Source organism: Sabulicella rubraurantiaca (genome assembly GCF_017355885.1).
Taxonomy (GTDB): Bacteria; Pseudomonadota; Alphaproteobacteria; order Acetobacterales; family Acetobacteraceae; genus Roseococcus; species Roseococcus rubraurantiacus.
In genome coordinates this window covers 1-17257 of sequence record NZ_JAFEUU010000034.1, presented here as the reverse complement: position 1 = coordinate 17257, position 17257 = coordinate 1, and the positions used below count along the sequence as shown (strand labels likewise).

Annotated in this window: 18 protein-coding genes; 3 read left to right on the top strand and 15 right to left on the bottom strand. The window is 66.4% G+C overall.

The annotated features are described in order from the left end of the window. A partial coding sequence (locus JTJ31_RS23700) for a recombinase zinc ribbon domain-containing protein (RefSeq protein ID WP_207541209.1) occupies positions 1-508 on the bottom strand: 508 nt, incomplete at its 3' end. Between the two features lie 138 nt (positions 509-646). Then, positions 647-1279 carry a recombinase family protein gene (locus JTJ31_RS23695; RefSeq protein ID WP_207541212.1) on the bottom strand — a complete coding sequence of 211 codons (633 nt, stop codon included), beginning with the start codon at positions 1277-1279 and terminating at the stop codon, positions 647-649. A gap of 145 nt (positions 1280-1424) precedes the next feature. Between JTJ31_RS23695 and JTJ31_RS23690 the strand changes: the two genes are divergently transcribed. Further along, entirely contained in the window at positions 1425-1760 is a 336-nt protein-coding gene (locus JTJ31_RS23690; protein ID WP_207541208.1) for a hypothetical protein, read from the top strand. A gap of 467 nt (positions 1761-2227) precedes the next feature. Here JTJ31_RS23690 and JTJ31_RS23685 read toward each other — a convergent pair whose 3' ends face one another. From JTJ31_RS23685 to JTJ31_RS23665, 5 genes are all read right to left on the bottom strand, one after another. After that, the gene (locus JTJ31_RS23685) at positions 2228-3283 is read right to left on the bottom strand and encodes a tyrosine-type recombinase/integrase (protein WP_207541207.1); all 1056 of its coding nucleotides are present in this window, start codon (positions 3281-3283) and stop codon (positions 2228-2230) included. 3 nt (positions 3284-3286) lie between these two features. Continuing rightward, the gene (locus JTJ31_RS23680; RefSeq protein ID WP_207541206.1) at positions 3287-3775 is read right to left on the bottom strand and encodes a GAF domain-containing protein; all 489 of its coding nucleotides are present in this window, start codon (positions 3773-3775) and stop codon (positions 3287-3289) included. 307 nt (positions 3776-4082) lie between these two features. Further along, complete coding sequence (locus tag JTJ31_RS23675) at positions 4083-5369, bottom strand: Zn-dependent hydrolase (RefSeq protein ID WP_207541205.1); 1287 nt, start codon at positions 5367-5369, stop codon at positions 4083-4085. Further along, on the bottom strand, positions 5366-6535 hold the full coding sequence (locus JTJ31_RS23670; protein ID WP_207541204.1) for a M20 aminoacylase family protein: 1170 nt from the start codon (positions 6533-6535) through the stop codon (positions 5366-5368). Before JTJ31_RS23670 ends, JTJ31_RS23675 begins: the two co-directional genes overlap by 4 nt. Further along, entirely contained in the window at positions 6532-7605 is a 1074-nt protein-coding gene (locus tag JTJ31_RS23665) for a pyridoxal-phosphate dependent enzyme (RefSeq protein ID WP_207541203.1), read from the bottom strand. The genes JTJ31_RS23670 and JTJ31_RS23665 overlap by 4 nt, the downstream gene beginning before the upstream one ends. A 53-nt stretch (positions 7606-7658) precedes the next feature. Between JTJ31_RS23665 and JTJ31_RS23660 the strand changes: the two genes are divergently transcribed. Then, positions 7659-8153, top strand: a complete 495-nt coding sequence (locus tag JTJ31_RS23660) for an Lrp/AsnC family transcriptional regulator (protein ID WP_236020585.1) — start codon at positions 7659-7661, stop codon at positions 8151-8153. Positions 8154-8841: 688 nt separating this feature from the next. On the opposite strand, the gene JTJ31_RS23655 is transcribed toward JTJ31_RS23660, so the two are convergent. Continuing rightward, positions 8842-9888, bottom strand: a complete 1047-nt coding sequence (locus JTJ31_RS23655) for an IS110 family RNA-guided transposase (protein WP_207541202.1) — start codon at positions 9886-9888, stop codon at positions 8842-8844. A gap of 387 nt (positions 9889-10275) precedes the next feature. Here JTJ31_RS23655 and JTJ31_RS23650 point away from each other — a divergent pair, with 387 nt between their 5' ends. Further along, entirely contained in the window at positions 10276-11070 is a 795-nt protein-coding gene (locus JTJ31_RS23650) for a DUF2189 domain-containing protein (RefSeq protein WP_207541201.1), read from the top strand. Positions 11071-11083: 13 nt separating this feature from the next. Here JTJ31_RS23650 and JTJ31_RS23645 read toward each other — a convergent pair whose 3' ends face one another. From JTJ31_RS23645 to JTJ31_RS25490, 7 genes are all read right to left on the bottom strand, one after another. Then, entirely contained in the window at positions 11084-11464 is a 381-nt protein-coding gene (locus JTJ31_RS23645) for a cytochrome C oxidase subunit IV family protein (protein ID WP_236020584.1), read from the bottom strand. A gap of 10 nt (positions 11465-11474) precedes the next feature. Continuing rightward, on the bottom strand, positions 11475-12197 hold the full coding sequence (locus JTJ31_RS23640; RefSeq protein WP_207541200.1) for a heme-copper oxidase subunit III family protein: 723 nt from the start codon (positions 12195-12197) through the stop codon (positions 11475-11477). A 13-nt stretch (positions 12198-12210) separates the two neighbouring features. Next, positions 12211-12879, bottom strand: a complete 669-nt coding sequence (locus tag JTJ31_RS23635) for a cytochrome c oxidase subunit 3 (RefSeq protein ID WP_207541199.1) — start codon at positions 12877-12879, stop codon at positions 12211-12213. Next, the gene (locus JTJ31_RS23630; protein WP_207541198.1) at positions 12876-14636 is read right to left on the bottom strand and encodes a cbb3-type cytochrome c oxidase subunit I; all 1761 of its coding nucleotides are present in this window, start codon (positions 14634-14636) and stop codon (positions 12876-12878) included. The genes JTJ31_RS23635 and JTJ31_RS23630 overlap by 4 nt, the downstream gene beginning before the upstream one ends. 115 nt (positions 14637-14751) lie before the next feature. Then, positions 14752-15552, bottom strand: a complete 801-nt coding sequence (locus JTJ31_RS23625) for a cytochrome c oxidase subunit II (RefSeq protein WP_207541197.1) — start codon at positions 15550-15552, stop codon at positions 14752-14754. 311 nt (positions 15553-15863) lie between these two features. Further along, a complete protein-coding gene (locus tag JTJ31_RS23620) occupies positions 15864-16442 on the bottom strand; it encodes an IS3 family transposase (protein ID WP_207541196.1) in 579 nt (192 codons plus the stop codon). A gap of 140 nt (positions 16443-16582) precedes the next feature. Then, a complete protein-coding gene (locus tag JTJ31_RS25490; RefSeq protein ID WP_207541195.1) occupies positions 16583-16846 on the bottom strand; it encodes a transposase in 264 nt (87 codons plus the stop codon). Between the last annotated feature and the right edge of the window lie 411 nt (positions 16847-17257).

Sequence of the window (17257 nt, the reverse complement as noted above, 5' to 3'; positions counted from 1 at the left end):
CTCTGCATGCGGTCTCGCAGTTGCCGGGCCGGCATGCCCTCGGTGATCGCGTCGACGCAGCAACCCAGGCCCAGGTCACCTCGCCCAGACGCCGGCGCAGCCGGCTTTCCTTGGTCATGGCCTCGCGCCGATGCGCGACGAGGCCCAGACGGGCCTCCTCCACCGCCGCCGCGATCGCCTCGGGGCTGAGCAGACGCTCCTTGAGGCCGGCCAGAACACGCCCCTCCAGCACGCTCTGAGCCACCGTCTTGCCGTTCGAGCAGATCCCAGCGGCTTTTCCCGCGCAGCCGAACCGGCCCTTGCCGGAAACCTGGTAGCCCCGCCCGCATTGCGCACAGACCAAAAGGCCCGAGAAGGGATACTTGGCGGGCTGCCGCGCGCGTAAGGGGTTCCGGCTGACGGCGGCCCGCGCATCCAGGTCGGCGTGACGCGCCTGAACCCGCTGCCACAGCTCGTCCTCCACGATGCGAAACGTCTCGTCGCGCGCCGTCTCGATGGCGCCGCCCATCCGCACCCGGCCTCCACGCTTGCCGGTGTCTGGGTCGCGGCGGAACTCCATGGTCCCGTAGACGATTTCGCCGGCATACAGGCGGTTGTTGAGAATGCCCGTGCCCCGAGCGCGGTGGCCGCAGATCGTGGTGTGGTTCTAGGCCCCCCCGCGCGGTCCTGGAACCCGCTCCGTGTTGAGCGCCCGGGCGATGGCCGCGGCGGAGAGCCCGGCGGCATAGTCTCGGTAGATCCGGCGGATCACCGCGGCCTCGTCCTCGCTGACTTCACGCTCGCCCGGGCGGCCGCCCGCCGCAGCGCGATAGCCGTAACACAACCCACCCGGAATGCGGCCCTCGCGCACCACGCCACGTTGGCCGCGGATCGTTTGCTCCCGCAATTCGGTCAGCTGCATCTGAGCCATGGTGCCCAAGAAGAGGGTCTGCAGTTCACCCATCCAGCCGTGCTGGACCGTGAGGAGGCGGACGCTCCAGAACTTGAGGCGGTCGTGAAGTGCAGCCATGTCTGCCAAGCGGCGGCCCAGCCGGCTCGTGCCCTCGCAGATCAGCACGCCGAACTGATCCGACTCGGCCGCCCGCACCATCTGCTGATAGTCAAGCCTTGCCGCCGAGGCGCCCGAGATCGCCCGGTCCTCGAAGATCTGAACAACCTCAAGTCCTTCGCGAGCGGCAACCTGCCGGCACAAGGCGACCTGATCCTCGATGGAACGGTCGTTTTGCTGGTCCGAAGAATATCGCGCGTAGATTGCTGCCCTAAGGTCGATGCCGTTCATTGCGGGCCCCGCAGGCCCATGACGATTGCCGCGAAGACGATGAGAGCGATGGCAAGCGCTGCCGACGCTGCACTCGGCTCGTACGGCGTCGCCGGGTTGCGTTGTGTGTTAGCTAACGGACGCGCCTCCGCATCAAGGTTCTTTCATGAAAGACGAGACCTTCTCGGCCCAGTCCGACCGCCCTCGGCGCAAGTCGAGTGCGCCGCGCGTCGCCGCGCATCGGAAGCGCAAGGAGCGAGCCTTGGCTCAGGCCCAGGGTGGCCTGCTAGAAGCTGCTCGCGTCATCGCGGAGTTGCTTATCAGGATCGGGCCGGAGAACGTGCCCTTGGTGATTGATGCAAGGCTCGCCGAACTTGTCGAAGAGGCGTTGCAGCGCTGCGCGCGTGGCAGCGATCCTGCCGAGCAGGATCTAGCACGGTCTGTCCACAAGGCCTTTTTGATCAAACGTATCAACGGAGCCGCGCTGCCCTTCAGCGGGTAAGGGGCCGCTGGTGCGCGAGGAGCGCCAACGCCAAGGCAACTGTCGACGCCGGCCATCATCCGTTCATGGGGCCAATTGGCCATTTCCGGCGCCGGAGTCGCTGGAGGGTGTCGTCGTATCGAAATCAGATAACATCGAATTTATCGGTTCATTCAATCTTCATTGTTGCGGGGCGGCTGGCCCGAAGCGAGCCAGCCACCAAGGGTGCTGACGCGCGCCGGGCAGCCGATCCCGAAAACCCTTCTTTCCCTTCTGATAAAATGGGCGAGCCAGCATGCTCGCCCTATGACCTGCTTGAAGTCACCTCGCGACGCTTCGGTCGGTGGGAAAATGCTGACCCGCTGGAGGTCGCCGGCTTCCCCTGCTCCTCTGAAACCTGTCTCTTGTGCTTGGGCCGAGCCCTCAACTCCGGCATCCCGTTCAGATGATGGCCACGCGCTTCGAGGGCGCGTGGCCGACCGGGCGCTTCAGCGCAGTTTCCGGCGCACGATCTCGCTGAGCTTGCGCGACGCGCCCACGCCGCGCGCGAGGTCGTAGTACGCCTTGGTGGTCCGCTCGGAGGCGTGGTCGAGCATGACGGTGGCGATGCCCATTTGCTCCGGCATGACCACCGCCACCGCTGTGGCCACGCAGTGCCGCAGCGCATGCGGCGGAACCGCCCGGCCGAAAGCCGCCTGGAGCCGCTGGCGGGTGACGCCGCGCAGGCCGAGATATCCCAGCGGCTCGCCGCGTGCGCTTGGCCACCAGGCGTCGTGCACGGCCGCGCCGGGCAGCAATGGCCGGACGCGGTCGCAATAGAGCCTGAGCAGCCGGCTCGCATCGGGGCCATGCACGTGGGCAACCTGCTGGCCGCTCTTGTCGTGCTCACCACGAACTACGACGCGCAACCGCCCATCGCTCCGTTCGGTCGTATCCGACAGCTGCAGCGAGCAAAGGGCCCCTGGCCGGAGTGGCTTGGAGGAAAGCGCGACCAGTATCGCGCCGTCGCGGCCCTCCAGGAGGGCCTTTATGGGCACCCGCCCATTGCGGTCGATGCGCTCGATCGCGCCCAGAAGGAGGCGCTCTCCCAGCTTGAACACCTCGTCGATCGCAAGGAGCCGTTCCCACTTGTCGTGCACCGACGGGGCACGGCGCCGCAAAACATGCGCGAGCCGCTTCAGCGGTGCCGTATCGGCCTCGGGGGCCACGATTGTCAGAGCGTAGACGAGGTTCGCGAGGAAGGCCCCCGCGGACTTCTCCGTGCAGCGCCCGGTCTCGAGCGCCGCATAGCATTGGAGCCGGGCCGCGGTCACGCGGGCCTCTGGCAGTTCCATCATGGCCGCCGGCTCCTCGGTCGCGAGGGTCGCAAGCCAGCGGCCATAGGCAGCCTCGTAGTTCCGCCACGTGTCGGATGACAGCTCCCGGCGCTGGTGATCGGCTTCAAAGACGTCACCGCCCTCGCGCGCCTGCTCCCAGCGGCGGCGGTCCTCCACCGGCCAGGAGCTGATCGGCAGCGAGACAGGAACGTTGCTTGGGCCGCTCATTGCTTATCCCGCGGCCGCGAAGCCAGCGCCTCCTTCTTGTTCTGGAGAACCGCCGCCTCGAACACGCGCGCGGCCTCGGCATTGCAGCAGGCCATAGGGCCGCCCGCCGGGCAGGAAGACGGGCACGTTCACCAAGGCGACCACGCCGGCCTCCTTCATGATGGGCGGGACCTCGAAACGGTCCTCCTTGCTGATGTCCTGGCTGATCTCCGGCACGCCCGCCTCGATCGCGAAGGTTTCGGACGTGTGCTCCTTCATCGGCATGCGGAGATGGCCCACGATGCCCGGGCCCCAGCCGATCCCGGCCCGGACGAAGATCTGCTGCCCGTCCTGCTGGATCTCGAGCACCTTGGCGCGGCCGGTGCCAAGCGCATCCCCGACCAGGCGGCAGGCCTCGGCCAGGATCTGGTCCAGATCATCGGAGCGCAGGGCAAGCTCACCGAAATCGGCCAGCACCTTCTGCCGCTGCAGCATCTGCTCGTGGCCCGGCATCCGGTCTTTCTCCGCTCGTAGCTCTGCTGACGGGGGCAACCCTTACGACCCCGAGAGTGAGCCGGCGCCGACTTTGCTGCGTGAACGCTTCCCGACTGCTGTGGCTTCACACACGATGGGTTGGGACCGCTGTAGACGCGGTCTGTGGATGGCCATGTGCCCCGAGCCCACGGTGCTGGCTGCCACATCGGCCATGCTGGCGATTTACCGTGTGGTCGTGCCGCAAATGCCCATCAATATCCTCGCCGACTCTAGCGCCGGTAGCGGCGCTGTTCACGGCCACGAACGTGCTTGTCGGCGCAATGCTTCATCCTTGTGAAGGCAGAGACACGGCCCCGGCAGGCGCCTTGTTGGGGAGTGCGGTGAGCCCGGCAACCTCACGGACAACCTTCAGCAGGACGTTCGCGCCTGCCACCAGCTCCGCCGCTTCCGTGTGCTCCCGCGGGTTATGGCTGACGCCGCCGGCGCTGGGCACGAAGATCATCGCCGCCGGGCAGATGCGGGCCATCATCTGCGCGTCATGCCCTGCACCCGATGTCATTCGCCGGGAGCGCAGCCCATGTGACTTCGCCGCAGCCTCGATCGCTTCGACAAGCCGTGGGTCGAAAATCACCGGCGTGAACCGGGCGAGGCGTTCGACCGCGATCGTCACCCCCTCGGCGGCCGAGAGTTCGTCCAGGTAGCGTGCCAGCGCCGCTTCCTCCGCCTGCAGCCGTCCTTCATGCGGATCGCGCAGGTCCACGGTGAAGACCGCACGCGAAGGGATGACGTTGATGGCGTTCGGCTCGAAGCCCATGCAGCCTACCGTCGCAACGGTGGGCGCGTTGGCATGGGAAACCCTGTCGCGCAGGAAGGTCACCACACGGGCGGCAGCTTGACCCGCATCGTGGCGCATGGACATCGGCGTCGTGCCCGCGTGGTTGGCGACGCCGTCAATGGTCACGCGCTGCCAGGAAATGCCCTGAAGATTCTCCACCGCGCCGATCGGCACGCCCTCGCGCTCCAGCACCGGGCCCTGCTCGATATGAAGTTCCAGATAGGCGTGGGGTCGGAGGAAGCCAGGCTCTTGCGGGCCGGCATAGCCGATGCGGGCAAGTTCCTCCCCCAGCACCGTGCCATCGGTCCCGATAGCGGCGAGCGCCTCCTCCACGCCGAGGCCGCCGGCATAGACGAGCGAGCCCCTCATGTCGGGTGCGTAGCGGACGCCCTCTTCGTTGGTGAAGGCCGAGACGACGATAGGCCTTTCGGGCTTCAGACCGGCATCGCGGAGCGTCTGGATGACCTCGATTCCACCCAGCACGCCGTAGCAGCCATCATAGATGCCGGCGTCGATCACAGTGTCGATGTGGGAGCCGAGCATCAGCGGCGCCGCGCCCTCCGCCCCGGCCCTCCAAACCCCGAACAGATTGCCGATGCGGTCCACCAGGACCTCGAGCCCCGCGTCGTGCATCCAACCGGCCACGGCGTCGCGTCCCGCGCGGTCGGCGTCCGAAGCGGCAAGCCGGCTCAACCGGCCTTTGTCATCCCGGCCGGTGCCTCCAAGGGTCCGGAGGCGGCCGAGCAGACGGTCGGCGTCGATCCCGAGGCCGGTCATGGTTGGGGCTCGCGGATCGGCAGGCGGTCGCGCACGATCTGCACGAAGAACGCCGTGCCATGAGGCAATGCGTCGTCGTTGAAGTCGTACTCGGGATTGTGGAGCGGCTTCGACCCCTCGCCATTGCCGATGAAGGCAAAGCAGCCGGGAGCATGCTGAAGGAAGCGGGCGAAATCCTCCGATCCCGTCTGCGGCTCCGTCGCCTCGGCCACGCTCTCGGCCCCCAGCACCTTGCGGGCCGCGGCGAGCGCAGCCGCCGCGGCGTTCGGGTCGTTGATCGTGGGAACGAACTCCCGCGTATAGGTGACGTCGCAGCCGAGGTCGTGGCTGGCAGCGGTGCCGGCGGCGATGCGCCGCAGCTCCTCCTCGATCCTTGCGCTGACCTCTGGGCGGAAGCTCCGCGCATCGCCGAGGATGCGGGCGGTGCCGGGAAGCACGTTGCGCGTGCCATCCGTCAGAAGCTCCGTCACCGAGACCACGGCCGTGTCGGTCGGTGCCACACGTCGGGACACAATCGTCTGGAGGTTGAGCACGAGGGCACAGGCGGCGACCAGCGTTTCCCGTCCCTGCTGCGGGCGCGAGGCATGGCCACCCAGGCCGCGCAGCACGATCTCGAAATTGTCCTCGGCCGACATGACGGCGCCCGCCCGGGTGCGGAAGGAGCCAATGGGTAAGCACGGCTGGTTGTGGATTCCGTAGATCTCGTCAAAGGGGAAGCGCTCCGCCAAGCCATCGGCCAGCATGCTCAGCGCGCCCTTGCCCCACTCCTCGGCAGGCTGGAAGACGAAGCGGACCGTGCCGTCGAAGCCCCCCTCGGCCGCAAGGATCCTCGCCGCGCCGAGCAGCATGGTGGTGTGCCCGTCATGGCCGCAGGCGTGCATCACTCCTGGCGTCCGCGAGCGGTGGGGCAGCTCGCCCCTCTCGGAGATGCGGAGCGCATCCATGTCGGCCCGGAGCGCGATGGAGCGGTTGCCCGTCCCCCGCGTCAGCGTCGCCACGACGCCGGTGCCGCCGACACCCTCCACGACCTCGGTGAAGCCGAAGGAGCGCAACCGCTCCGCCACCAAGCGGCTCGTCCGGTGCTCCTCGAAGCCGAACTCGGGGTGGGCATGAAAGTCGTGGCGCCAGCCGCGCAGCTCGGCCCAGAATGCTCCGTCCACCGTCATCGCAGATCCCCTTCGCCGCTCTCCCTGGCCTCGATCTCCGCTTCGGTGACGAGGATGAGCAGGCGGGCATCAGGGCCCAATCCGGCGATTTCGTCACGCACGAAGGTTGCGCCGGCCAGACCCGCGGCGCCGGACGGCGTCGTCCTTGGCCCCCCGCAGGACCGCAGCAGCCTCGGGGCCTCGTTGAGCACGACCTCCGGAACGGAGATCGCCTGAGCGCGGTGCCGCCGCAGCATCTTCAGGGCAGGGGTACTCGCCTCGCCGCAGGCGAGCATCTCCGCGCTGGTCTCCAGCGAGCCGCTGACGCGGACCGGGTTCCCGGACGCGAGCGCCGCACCCACGGCGGGGGCCGTCGCGGGTTCGACGACAACGATGCGACCCGGGGCGGCCAGCCAGCCGTCGAGGCCCTCGGCCATGGCCGCCGCCAAGCCGCCGACGCCGGCCTGCACGAAAAGGTGGGTGGGCCGGGGATGTCCGGCTGCCGCGACCTGCTGACGAATCTCCTCCGCCATGACGCCATAGCCCGCCATCACGTCGCGCACGACCGGGTCGTCGGGATCGTCAGTGGTGTCGGCTACCAGGATCCCGGCGCCAGCGTGCGCCGCCGCAGCCGCTGCGTCCACGGCGTCGTCGTAGGTGCCTTCCACCCACAGGATCTTGGCGCCCTGCTGCTCGATGCGGCGGGCGCGGGAAGCGGGAACACCGCGATGCAGATAGATGCGGGCGGGGGCCCCGGCGAAGCGCGCCGCGGCGGCCACGGCCAAGCCATGATTGCCATCGCTGGCGCAGACCAGGGTGGGCTGCCCGCCAAGCCGAGCCGTGATCAGCGCGCCAACCTCCATGCGCGCTTCCCGGGCCAGGGCGCGGAGGCCGGCATAGGTGCCGCCGAGCGACTTGAAGCTGCCGAGCATGCGGCGCCCCTCGTCCTTGGCCAGGACCTGCGCCACTCCGAGCCGGGCCGCGAGGAGCGGAAGGTCGAGCAGGGGCGTGGCTTCATACTCGGGCGAGAGGCGGGCCAGTTCCGCTGCAATGCCCAAGGCCGATTGCGGGGAGTGAGCTGTCGCGTGCATGGCGCGATCATGCCCGATCGCCCTGGTGGTTGGCGGCGAAGTGGGGGCACCCTATGACGGATTCCGTCATCTTCGAGACGCCGATGGTGAAAAACGTCGATCTGGACAAGTTTGACCGGGCCCTGCTCGACCACCTCCAGGTCAACAACCAGACCCCGGCGCGGGTGCTGGCTGAGCAGGTCGGGCTGTCCGAGAGCGCGGTGCTGCGACGGCTTAGGAGCCTGCGCAGGCAAGGCGTCATCGTGGCCGACGTGTCGGTCGTGCATCCCGCGGTGCTCGGGACGCCGCTGACCATCCATGTCCTGGTGTCCCTCGAACGGGAGGGAACGGCGGCGCTGGATGCGTTCGAGAGGAAGCTCCGCAGCCGTGAGGAGGTGCGAGGCGCCTGGTATGTCACCGGGGAGGCCGACTTCGTCCTCCTCGTGCGGGTCGGCAGCATGGAGGCGTATGAGCGCTTCACGCGAGAGGTGTTCCATGACGACCCGAACGTCCGGTCGTTCCGCACCATCGTCACCCTTCGCGAGGTCGCTGACTTCTCGCATCGCTGAGGGCTGGTACTCCGGTTGAACGTTGGCAAGGAGAAACAAGGTGGGCTTGCTGCTACCCTTCGTCACGTTCTGCGTTTGTTCCGCATGCGAGTGCGAGGCATTACCGTCAGCTACCTCCGGCCAGGCGAAGGCCTCGGGTTGAGGTGTGGCCCCTGCGGCCGTGAGCGCGTCATCGATCGCGAAGATCTCATCAGGCTGGTCGGTGCTCGGGCTGAGTTCTCCACCCTGCACGACCGTTTGCGTTGCTCGTCGTGCCGCCAGCCTCCAGCCGATATGTGGGTGACGTGGCCGGCCGTCACAGCGCACAGTGACACGTAGGGATTGGTTGGAAGTCCACGGCCGGTTAATCGCGCCGGGGTGCCGCACATATAGGTCGGACACATGACCGCACCCGACTGCGGCGCCAAACGTCAAATCGTCCTTGCGTCGAGGGGGCCGTTCTCTAATCGCCTTCTCCTTGTCAATGAGCGAAATGCTTCAGGTGCTGCCAGGCCGGGGTCACGGTTCTCTTCGCGGTCGAACACGTCCGCCGCAACATCGGGTTCGAAGCACAGGCGCTGCAATGTCCACAGCGAGCTCGCGTGCCGGGCACGTGGCTCAAGGCCCTCTTGCGCAGCCAGCCTGCACCTTCGCCCCGGGGGGCAGCCCTCACATTTAGCGTCGCGCGGAAGTGCCGATCAGCAACCGGTCATGCGGCCTGCAGGCACCCTTGCCGCTCCTCCGCCGACCAGCGGAACGGCTCGCCGGAGCGCCAGATGCTGTGCAGGATCACCGCCAGCTTTCGAGCCAAGGCCACACGTGCCTTGCCGAAGCCCGACCGGCTTGCGATCGCCAGCGCCCAGTCCTTCAGGCCCGACGAGCGCTTGACCCGCGTCAGGATGACCACGGCCGCCTCGTACATGAGGGTCCGCGCGAGGCCGTCACCGCACTTCGAGATCCTGCCGCTGCGATCGATGTCGCCCGACTGGTACCGCTGAGGCGTCAGACCCATGTGGGCGCCGACCGATCGTGACCGGGCAAAGCGCGCCGGATCCTCCACCGTGCTGATAAAGGACAGGCCAGATACGGCCCCGATGCCGGGCACGCTCATCAGGAGGCGACAGGCCGGGCTTGCTCTCGCCAGCGCCCGGACCGCCTTGTCGAAGGCCGCGATCTGCTCACGCAGCCCTCGCCAAGCATCCAGCATGGGCCGGATGATGAGCGCCAGATCCTCGCGCTCGCCGAGCAAGGCTTCGACGCGCCGGTCGAAGGGCAGGCCGCGCATGGCGCCGGGCAGCAGCCCGAACACCTTGAGCACGCCCCGGATGTGGTTCGACAGGCGTGTGGTCATGCCGACCAGCTGAGCCCTCGCTCCCAACAGGGCACGCGCCCGGTGCGACTCATAGGACTTGACGTGTACGGCCCGGAACCATCCCGTCCGCACGATCTGCGCGAGACCCTCGGCATCGTTCTGGTCTGTCTTGTTGATCTGCATCTTGAGGGCGGCACGGGCATGCCTGGCGTCCAGGCAAACCACGTCGAGGTCGCGGCCGCGCAGTTCGTGGACCAGCCAGGGCGTCATCGGGCCTGTCTCCACCCCAACCGCGGCGCCATCGCCGGCATGCCGCCGAACGGTCTGCTCGATCTGCTCGGGCTGCGTGGGGCACTGGCCGCGCCAGACACGGCGGCCGGTCCCGTCCACGACACAGATGGCCGTCACCTTCTGCGAAACGTCCAGGCCGACAAAGTGGGTCATTGAGCCGTCTCCCATCATGCGAGATGCCGGGCGACGCCGCCCGGATCGAGGCACTTTGAGCGGGCTCCGCTCAGGCCGCGATTACCCAATGTCCACACATGAGCCTAGATCCTCCGGGCTACGCCGGGTGTCCGGTCGAAATGGGGGCCGCGCCAGGCGCCGACGCGCAATAGATCGCTCCAGAGTGATGCGCGTGACTGAACGGCACATTATATCTGTGCGTGCGAAAGGGAAGCTCGTGTGCTATTGAACTTATGAAGTGGTAGGCCCGTGAGCCGGTCGTTGGACCGACGTTTGCTAAGCCTCGACACCTCAGGCTTCCGGGCTGCCCTCCGTGACCATGCGTTGCGGAAGGCGGGTGCGTGCAGTTCATGAGGAGGCAACGCGATGGCTCCGGTCTCGCTGGTTTCCCAGGACAACCCCGACCAGGCTGAGCCTGTTGTTCGTGAGATCGGGTTTTCCGATATCCAGATCGCGCTGACCAAGGGCTACCAGGATTTCCTGGCAATGCCCACGCAGCTGATCTTTCTCGGCGTGATCTACCCGGTCGTGGGCCTCGTCGCCGCTAGGGCAGCATCCGGCGGCGCGCTGATGCCGCTGCTCTACCCGCTCGTCGCCGGGCTGTCGCTGATGGGTCCGATCGCCGCCCTCGGCATCTACGAGTTGAGCCGGCGGCATGAGCAGGGGCTCCCGACCTCGTGGCTCAATGCATTCGATGTCCTGCGCTCGCCGGCGATCGGCTCGATTGCGGCGCTCGGCGTGATCATGAGCGTGATCTTCGTCGCCTGGCTCTTCGCAGCCCAGGCGGTGTACCGCGCGACGATGGGCGATGACCTGCCTGATTCCTTCTTGGCCCTCATCGGCCAAACGCTGACCACCCGCGCGGGCTGGCGCCTCATTCTGTGGGGGCACGTGGTTGGATTTTTCTTCGCCTTGCTGATCCTCATGCTCACTGTCGTGTCCTTTCCGCTGCTGCTCGACCGCAATGTCGGGCTTCGCGTCGCGGTGCGGACCTCGATACGCGGGGTGCTGCGGAACCCGATTCCGATGGCGGCCTGGGGTGTCATCGTCGCCGCGCTTCTCGCCCTCGGCTGCCTGCCTTTGTTCGTAGGCCTCGCGGTGGTCATGCCGCTGTTGGGGCATGCCACCTGGCACCTCTATCGCCGGGTGGTGGAGAGCTGAGGCGGGCGGCGCGTCAGCCCGGGTCGCGGCTGAAGAATTGCAACCGTGACAGCAGCGTATTGTCCGCCTCCAGCACCATGATCGCGACAAAGATCAGCACCGCGATGGGCGGCAGCAGGATGGCGTAGCCGAGCGCCAGCCTTTCCCACTTCATGTGCATGAAGACAGCGACGATCAGCCCCGCCTTCAGCGTCATGAACACCAGGATCAACGACCACCGCAGCAGCCCCTGCAGGTGGAAGTAGTCCACCAGGTAGGAGAAGGTGCTGAGCACGAACAGCCAGATCCAGACGACGAGGTAGAGCCGGATCGGGTGCTGCTGGCCTTCCTCGTGGCGCATTGCCATGCCGCCGGCGGCACCGTGCCCTGTATGCGCGTCCGATGCGTGCGTCATGCCGCGTCTCCTACCAGAGATAGAACAGTGCGAAGATGAAGACCCAGACGAGGTCCACGAAATGCCAGTAAAGGCCGGTGATCTCGACGATCTCGTAGCGGCCCTTGCGGCTGGTGAAGAAGCCCGGCCGGCCGGTATCGTAGTCGCCGCGCCAGACCTTGCGCGCGACGATCAGCAGGAAGATGACGCCGATCGTCACATGCGTCCCATGGAAGCCGGTGATCATGAAGAAGGCGGAGCCGAACTGCTCGGCGCCCCACGGATTGCCCCACGGCCGCACGCCTTCGTGGATCAGCTTGGTCCACTCAAATGCCTGCATGCCGACGAAACTGGCACCGAGGATCGCGGTGACGACCAGCAGGATGGCCGTGTTCCTGCGGTCGCGGCGGTAGCCGCAGTTGACCGCCATCGCCATGGTGCCGCTGCTGGTGATCAGTACGAAGGTCATGATGGCGATCAGGATGAGCGGCAAGTGCGTGCCGAAAACCTCGAGCGCGAAAACCTCACTCGGGTTAGGCCACGGCACGGTCGTGGAAATGCGCACGGTCATGTAGGACAGCAGGAAGCAGCCGAAGATGAAGGTGTCGCTCAGGAGAAAGATCCACATCATGGCCTTCCCCCAAGAGACGTTCTTGAACGCCCTCTGGTCCGAACTCCAGTCGGAGACGAAGCCCTCAATGCCGTCCGGCCGCCTCATCTCCGCCGAGCGATGTCCTTGAGCAATGCTTTGCATCTTCGCGGCTTCCCTAACCGTGCAGCAGCAGCCCGAACAGCGCGATCCACGCCACCAGAAGGAAATGCAAATAGGTCGCGCACAGTTCGACGCCAAGGCGGAGTTGCGCAAGATCCGCACCGCGAGCCGTGCGGTAAGCAGTCTTGCCGAGGGCGAGCAGCCCGCCGGCCAGGTGCAGCCCGTGCACCGCCGTGATGAGGTAGAAGAAGGAGCTGGATGGATTGGTGGCGACGCCGAACCCTTCCTCCATCACCTGCTGCCAAGCGAGGTATTGCCCGGCGAGAAACGCAAGAGCCGAAAGGCCGCCGGCGATCAGGCCGATCTCGATCCCGTGCCGCCAGCCGATGCGGGCGGCGATCTGGGCGCGATGCAATCCGAGGCTGCTGAGCAGCAAGAGGACAGTGTTGAACCAGAGCATCGGTGGCGTCGGCAGCGAGCGCCAATCGTGCGACATGTGCATGCGCATCAGGTAGGCGCTGACGAAAAGCGTGAGCAGCGCGCCCACCACCGCGAGGAACACCCACAGTCCGAGCTTGGCGGGCGGAATCTCGGAGGCGCCCGTGCCGGGTGTCTCGCCTGCCGCGCCAATCTCCAACCAGGGCTTCGCCATCAGCCGTTGCCGCGAAAGCCACCAGGCCGCGATGCTGCCGATGACAGCGACGTAGAGGATGATCGCGGTCATTCTGCGGCCTTCGCTGGCGGCTGGTTCTGCGGGATGAAGTCCTGCGGCGCGCCGGGGACGCTGTAGTCATAGGCCCAGCGATAGACCACCGGCATCTCGCGTCCCCAATTGCCGTGCGGTGGCGGTGTTTCCGGCGTCTGCCATTCGAGCGACGCTGCGTTCCACGGATTGCCGCCGGCCGGCTTGCCGCGCCGGAGGCTCCAAGCGAGGTTGAACAGGAACACGATCTGCGCCGCGCCGACGATCAGCGCCATGACGCTGATGAAGGCGTTGAGCGTGTGGGCGGATGGCGGCACGAAGGCCATCTCGCCGATCTCGTGGTAGCGGCGCGGGACGCCGAGGAGCCCGATATAGTGCATCGGGAAGAAGATTAGGTAGGCGCCGGCGAAGCTGACCCAGAAATGCAGCTTGCCCATCGCCTCGTCAAGCATCCGCCCGGTGATCTTCGGGTACCAATGGTAGATCGCGCCGAAGACGACGAAGATCGGCGCGACGCCCATGACCATGTGGAAATGCGCCACCACGAACATCGTGTCCGACAGCGGCACGTCCACCACGACGTTGCCGAGGAACAGCCCGGTCAGCCCGCCGTTGACGAAGGTGACGATGAAGGCGAGCGCGAACAGCATCGGCGTCGTCAGGTGGATGTCCCCGCGCCAGAGCGTCAGCAGCCAGTTGTAGACCTTGATTGCCGTCGGCACCGCGATGATCAGTGTGGTGGTGGCAAAGAAGAACCCGAAATACGGGTTCATGCCGCTGACGTACATGTGGTGCGCCCAGACCACGAAGCTCAGGGCGCCGATGATGACGATCGCCCAGACCATCATTCGGTAGCCGAAGATGTTGCGCCGCGCGTGAACGCTGATGAGGTCGGATACGATGCCGAAGGCTGGCAACGCGACGATGTAGACCTCCGGGTGGCCGAAGAACCAGAACAGGTGCTGCCACAGCAGCGGGCTGCCGCCCTCGTGGCTCAGGCGCTCGCCCATCACCACCAGCGCCGGCATGAAGAAGCTGGTGCCGAGCAGCCGGTCTAGCATCATCATCACGCAGCTGACGAAGAGTGCGGGGAAGGCCAGCAGCGCCATGACCGTAGCGGTGAAGATGCCCCAGACCGTCAGCGGCATCCGCATCAGCGTCATGCCGCGCGTCCGCGCCTGCAACACAGTCACCACGTAGTTGAGTCCGCCCATGGTGAAGCCGATGATGAACAGCATGAGCGACAGCAGCATCAAAATGATGCCCCAGTCCTGCCCGCCCGGCGTGCCGGAGAGGATCGCCTGCGGCGGATACAGCGTCCATCCGGCGCCTGTCGGCCCGCCCGGCGCGAAGAAGCTGGCGATCAGCACCAGCACGGCGACGAGGTAGATCCAGTAGCTCAGCATGTTGACCCACGGAAACACCATGTCCCGGGCGCCGACCATCAACGGGATCAGGTAGTTGCCGAACCCCCCGAGGAAAAGCGCGGTCAACAAGTACACCACCATGATCATGCCGTGCATTGTGATGAACTGGTAGTACTCGGCCGGAGTGATGAAGTCGAAGGTTCCGGGGAAGCCGAGATGGATTCGCATCAACCAGGACAGCACCAGGGCCACAAAGCCAATCGCGGTCGCTGTCAGCGCGTACTGGATGCCGATGATCTTGGCGTCCTGCGAAAAGACGTATTTCGTGACCCAGCTGTGGGGGTGGTAAAGTTCGACGTCCTCGACTTCCGCCGCGGGGACGCCTTCAAGGTGGCCGGACGCAGTGCTCATCTTGCGAGCCTCCTGGCGGCTATTGGTGCGCGACCGCTGGCACACCCGGAGCAGTGACGATGATCCTGCGCACGGAGCGGCGGCGAACGGCGTAACGGATGCATCGCGCAACCCCTTACTGTACCGAGGCCACGCGAGGCGCGAAGGTCGGCTGGCGCTCCAGCCAGGCGTCGTACTCCGGCGCCTCCACCACCACGACACGCGCGCGCATCACCGCATGGCCGAGACCGCAGAGCTCCGCGCAGATGCCTTCGAAAGCACCAGTGCGGGTCGGCGTGAACCAGAAGAACGTAACTTGGCCTGGCACCATGTCCATCTTAGCGCGAAACGCCGGCACGTAGAAATTGTGCACTACGTCAATGGCGCGCAGCAGGATTTTTACTGGGCGCCCGATCGGCAGTTGAAGGTCGCCACCCTCGATGATCACATCGTCCTGCCCAGCCACGTCGGCGGGATCGATCCCGAGCGGATTCTCTGGGCTGATCCATCGCACCGCGACGGTGCCGAGGCGTCCATCTCGACCAGGGAGGCGGTAACTCCACCGCCATTGCTGGCCAACGATTTCGACCTCCGTCGCCGAGGCGGGCACGGTCACGAATTGATGCCACACCACGAGCCCTGGCGCGAGCAATACGCAGACTCCGACCGTGGTTCCGATCGTGAGCCACCACTCCAGGCGCTTGTTCTCCGGCCCGAATTCGGCCGTGTGATCGGGCCGGTGGCGAAAACGCAGGACACAGTAGGCCATGAACAGGACGATGGCGGTGAAGACGACACCGGTGATCCAGAAGGTGACCGTCAGTGTGCCGTCGATGTAGCCCCAATTGGACGCGATGGGCGTCCACCACCACGGGCTCAGCACGTGGAACGTGACGGAGCCGATGGCCACCAGGACAAGGGCGATCACTACCGCCATCGCGCGCGCCTTTCTGCCTCGGCGCACCGGAGCAACGCGCGCGCGAACTCGTTGCGGCGGTCTCTTGCGGTGTGCGCGTGGTTGGGAGACACGATCCTCGCCGGACACAGCCGACGGCCGCGTTTGGTCGAACTGGCAGAAAGATCTGCGCTCGCCATGGCTGTGTCGTCTCCGTTTCCCTGCGTTATCACGCGGTGGGTTACGCAGAATTCGAACACTTAGCCGAGTAAACGATTAGCCGAGTAATCGATCTTTGTTTTTTGATATTCGGTCTTGATCCTCATGCAAGTCAAGACTTTTGTCGCGTCGAGTTACGGTCTGCTCCCCAAGCTCCCTGCACCTGGAGTGCATCCCATCAAACCAGATGGGATGGATGGCTCCCGCAACCGGCGCTCGACGCAATCGAGCATCATGTCGCGCACCATCTCGCCTAAGATGCCGGCGCCGGCCGTGGCGCCCCAGGAGATGATCTCGCCGTCATGGGTGTCGATGGCAAAGGCGACCTGGACCACCTCGCCGTTCCAGCACGGGATCTCCAGACCGTCCGAGGACCAGCGCTGGCTGGAGGTAGGCGCTACGACCGTGCCTTCGTGGGTGCGGCCGATGCGGCGCGCCGTGCAGCCCTGCAGGGTGAGGCCGGCCAGACGCATCAGGCGCAGCACCCGCTTTCGGTTCACCGGCGGCTCGCCCGAACTGCGCTGCGCGCGGTTCAGCAGGGCCGCGACGCGCCGGTACCCATAGGTTGGCCGCACATCAGTGATGGTCCGGATCTCGGACGTGAGGTCCTCGTCGCCCTCGCGGCGGTAGGGCCCGCGGGACCGTCCCTTGCCCTTGAGCTGCTCCACGAGGTTGGAGCGGGCGACGCACAGCGCCTGCGCCACCGCCTTCACCGGGAACCGCCCGGTGGTGGCGACGGCAAGCGCAACCCGTGTTTTCTTGGGCGAGCGTGCTCGAGGGCCTCGCGCAGGATCTCGGCCTCCGTGGTCTTGCGGCCGAGCAGGCGCTCCAGCTCGCGCACCTTGCTTCCAGCTCACGGACGCAGCTGGCGGCCACCACCTCCTCGTCCGCCGGGACCGCCTCCAGACCTCCCTCGGTCATGCGCCCTGCGTCCGCTTCGCGGCCTCAGCCATCCGAACAGCGGGCTGGGGGGGGCGCCGTGGAGCCGGGCGACGGCGGAAACCGTCATGCCGGGGCGGGTCGTCTCCTCGACCAGCCGGACCTCTTCCTCGGCAGAATAGCGCCGGCGGCGCTCACGTCTGGTGATGATTTCGACGCGTTCGATGGGCTTCGACATATGCGTGCGCCTAGGTCCTCCGGGCTACGCCGGGTGTCCGGTCAAATTGGGGGCCGCTTCAGGCGCCGTTACTCGGCCCGCGCCCCTGACTGCTCGACCAAGTGACGCCATTTTCCCTCCTCTGCGCGACAGTCGTTGCCACTGCGCATGGTTCTTCGGCCTCGACCAACAGATTTGCCTTGCCTTTCCCCGCCGCCCTCGCAGAGGTAGGTGGCGGGGTTTTTGAGTCGCCTTACCAGCCGCGTTATTTCCCGGGCCTTGGTGCCCCCGGTCGATGCGTTTAGCTCGCATCGAGCGGCAGCACGCCCTGGGCGCTGCGCCTGCGGTCCAGCCAGCGCATAGCCGGCGTCACGGTCGCACCATGAAGGAGAATGGACACCATCACGGTGAAACCAACCACTGCCCACATCT

Coding starts and splice junctions, on each gene's coding strand:
- JTJ31_RS23685 (WP_207541207.1), bottom strand. CDS start 3,283: ATGAGCGGCCCAAGCAACGTTCCTGTCTCGCTGCCGATCAGCTCCTGG.
- JTJ31_RS23645 (WP_236020584.1), bottom strand. CDS start 11,464: ATGACGCACGCATCGGACGCGCATACAGGGCACGGTGCCGCCGGCGGC.
- JTJ31_RS23660 (WP_236020585.1), top strand. CDS start 7,659: ATGACGGATTCCGTCATCTTCGAGACGCCGATGGTGAAAAACGTCGAT.
- JTJ31_RS23690 (WP_207541208.1), top strand. CDS start 1,425: ATGAAAGACGAGACCTTCTCGGCCCAGTCCGACCGCCCTCGGCGCAAG.
- JTJ31_RS23650 (WP_207541201.1), top strand. CDS start 10,276: ATGGCTCCGGTCTCGCTGGTTTCCCAGGACAACCCCGACCAGGCTGAG.
- JTJ31_RS23695 (WP_207541212.1), bottom strand. CDS start 1,279: ATGAACGGCATCGACCTTAGGGCAGCAATCTACGCGCGATATTCTTCG.
- JTJ31_RS23670 (WP_207541204.1), bottom strand. CDS start 6,535: ATGACGGTGGACGGAGCATTCTGGGCCGAGCTGCGCGGCTGGCGCCAC.
- JTJ31_RS25490 (WP_207541195.1), bottom strand. CDS start 16,846: ATGTCGAAGCCCATCGAACGCGTCGAAATCATCACCAGACGTGAGCGC.
- JTJ31_RS23665 (WP_207541203.1), bottom strand. CDS start 7,605: ATGCACGCGACAGCTCACTCCCCGCAATCGGCCTTGGGCATTGCAGCG.
- JTJ31_RS23625 (WP_207541197.1), bottom strand. CDS start 15,552: ATGGCGGTAGTGATCGCCCTTGTCCTGGTGGCCATCGGCTCCGTCACG.
- JTJ31_RS23635 (WP_207541199.1), bottom strand. CDS start 12,879: ATGACCGCGATCATCCTCTACGTCGCTGTCATCGGCAGCATCGCGGCC.
- JTJ31_RS23655 (WP_207541202.1), bottom strand. CDS start 9,888: ATGACCCACTTTGTCGGCCTGGACGTTTCGCAGAAGGTGACGGCCATC.
- JTJ31_RS23675 (WP_207541205.1), bottom strand. CDS start 5,369: ATGACCGGCCTCGGGATCGACGCCGACCGTCTGCTCGGCCGCCTCCGG.
- JTJ31_RS23640 (WP_207541200.1), bottom strand. CDS start 12,197: ATGCAAAGCATTGCTCAAGGACATCGCTCGGCGGAGATGAGGCGGCCG.
- JTJ31_RS23680 (WP_207541206.1), bottom strand. CDS start 3,775: ATGCCGGGCCACGAGCAGATGCTGCAGCGGCAGAAGGTGCTGGCCGAT.
- JTJ31_RS23630 (WP_207541198.1), bottom strand. CDS start 14,636: ATGAGCACTGCGTCCGGCCACCTTGAAGGCGTCCCCGCGGCGGAAGTC.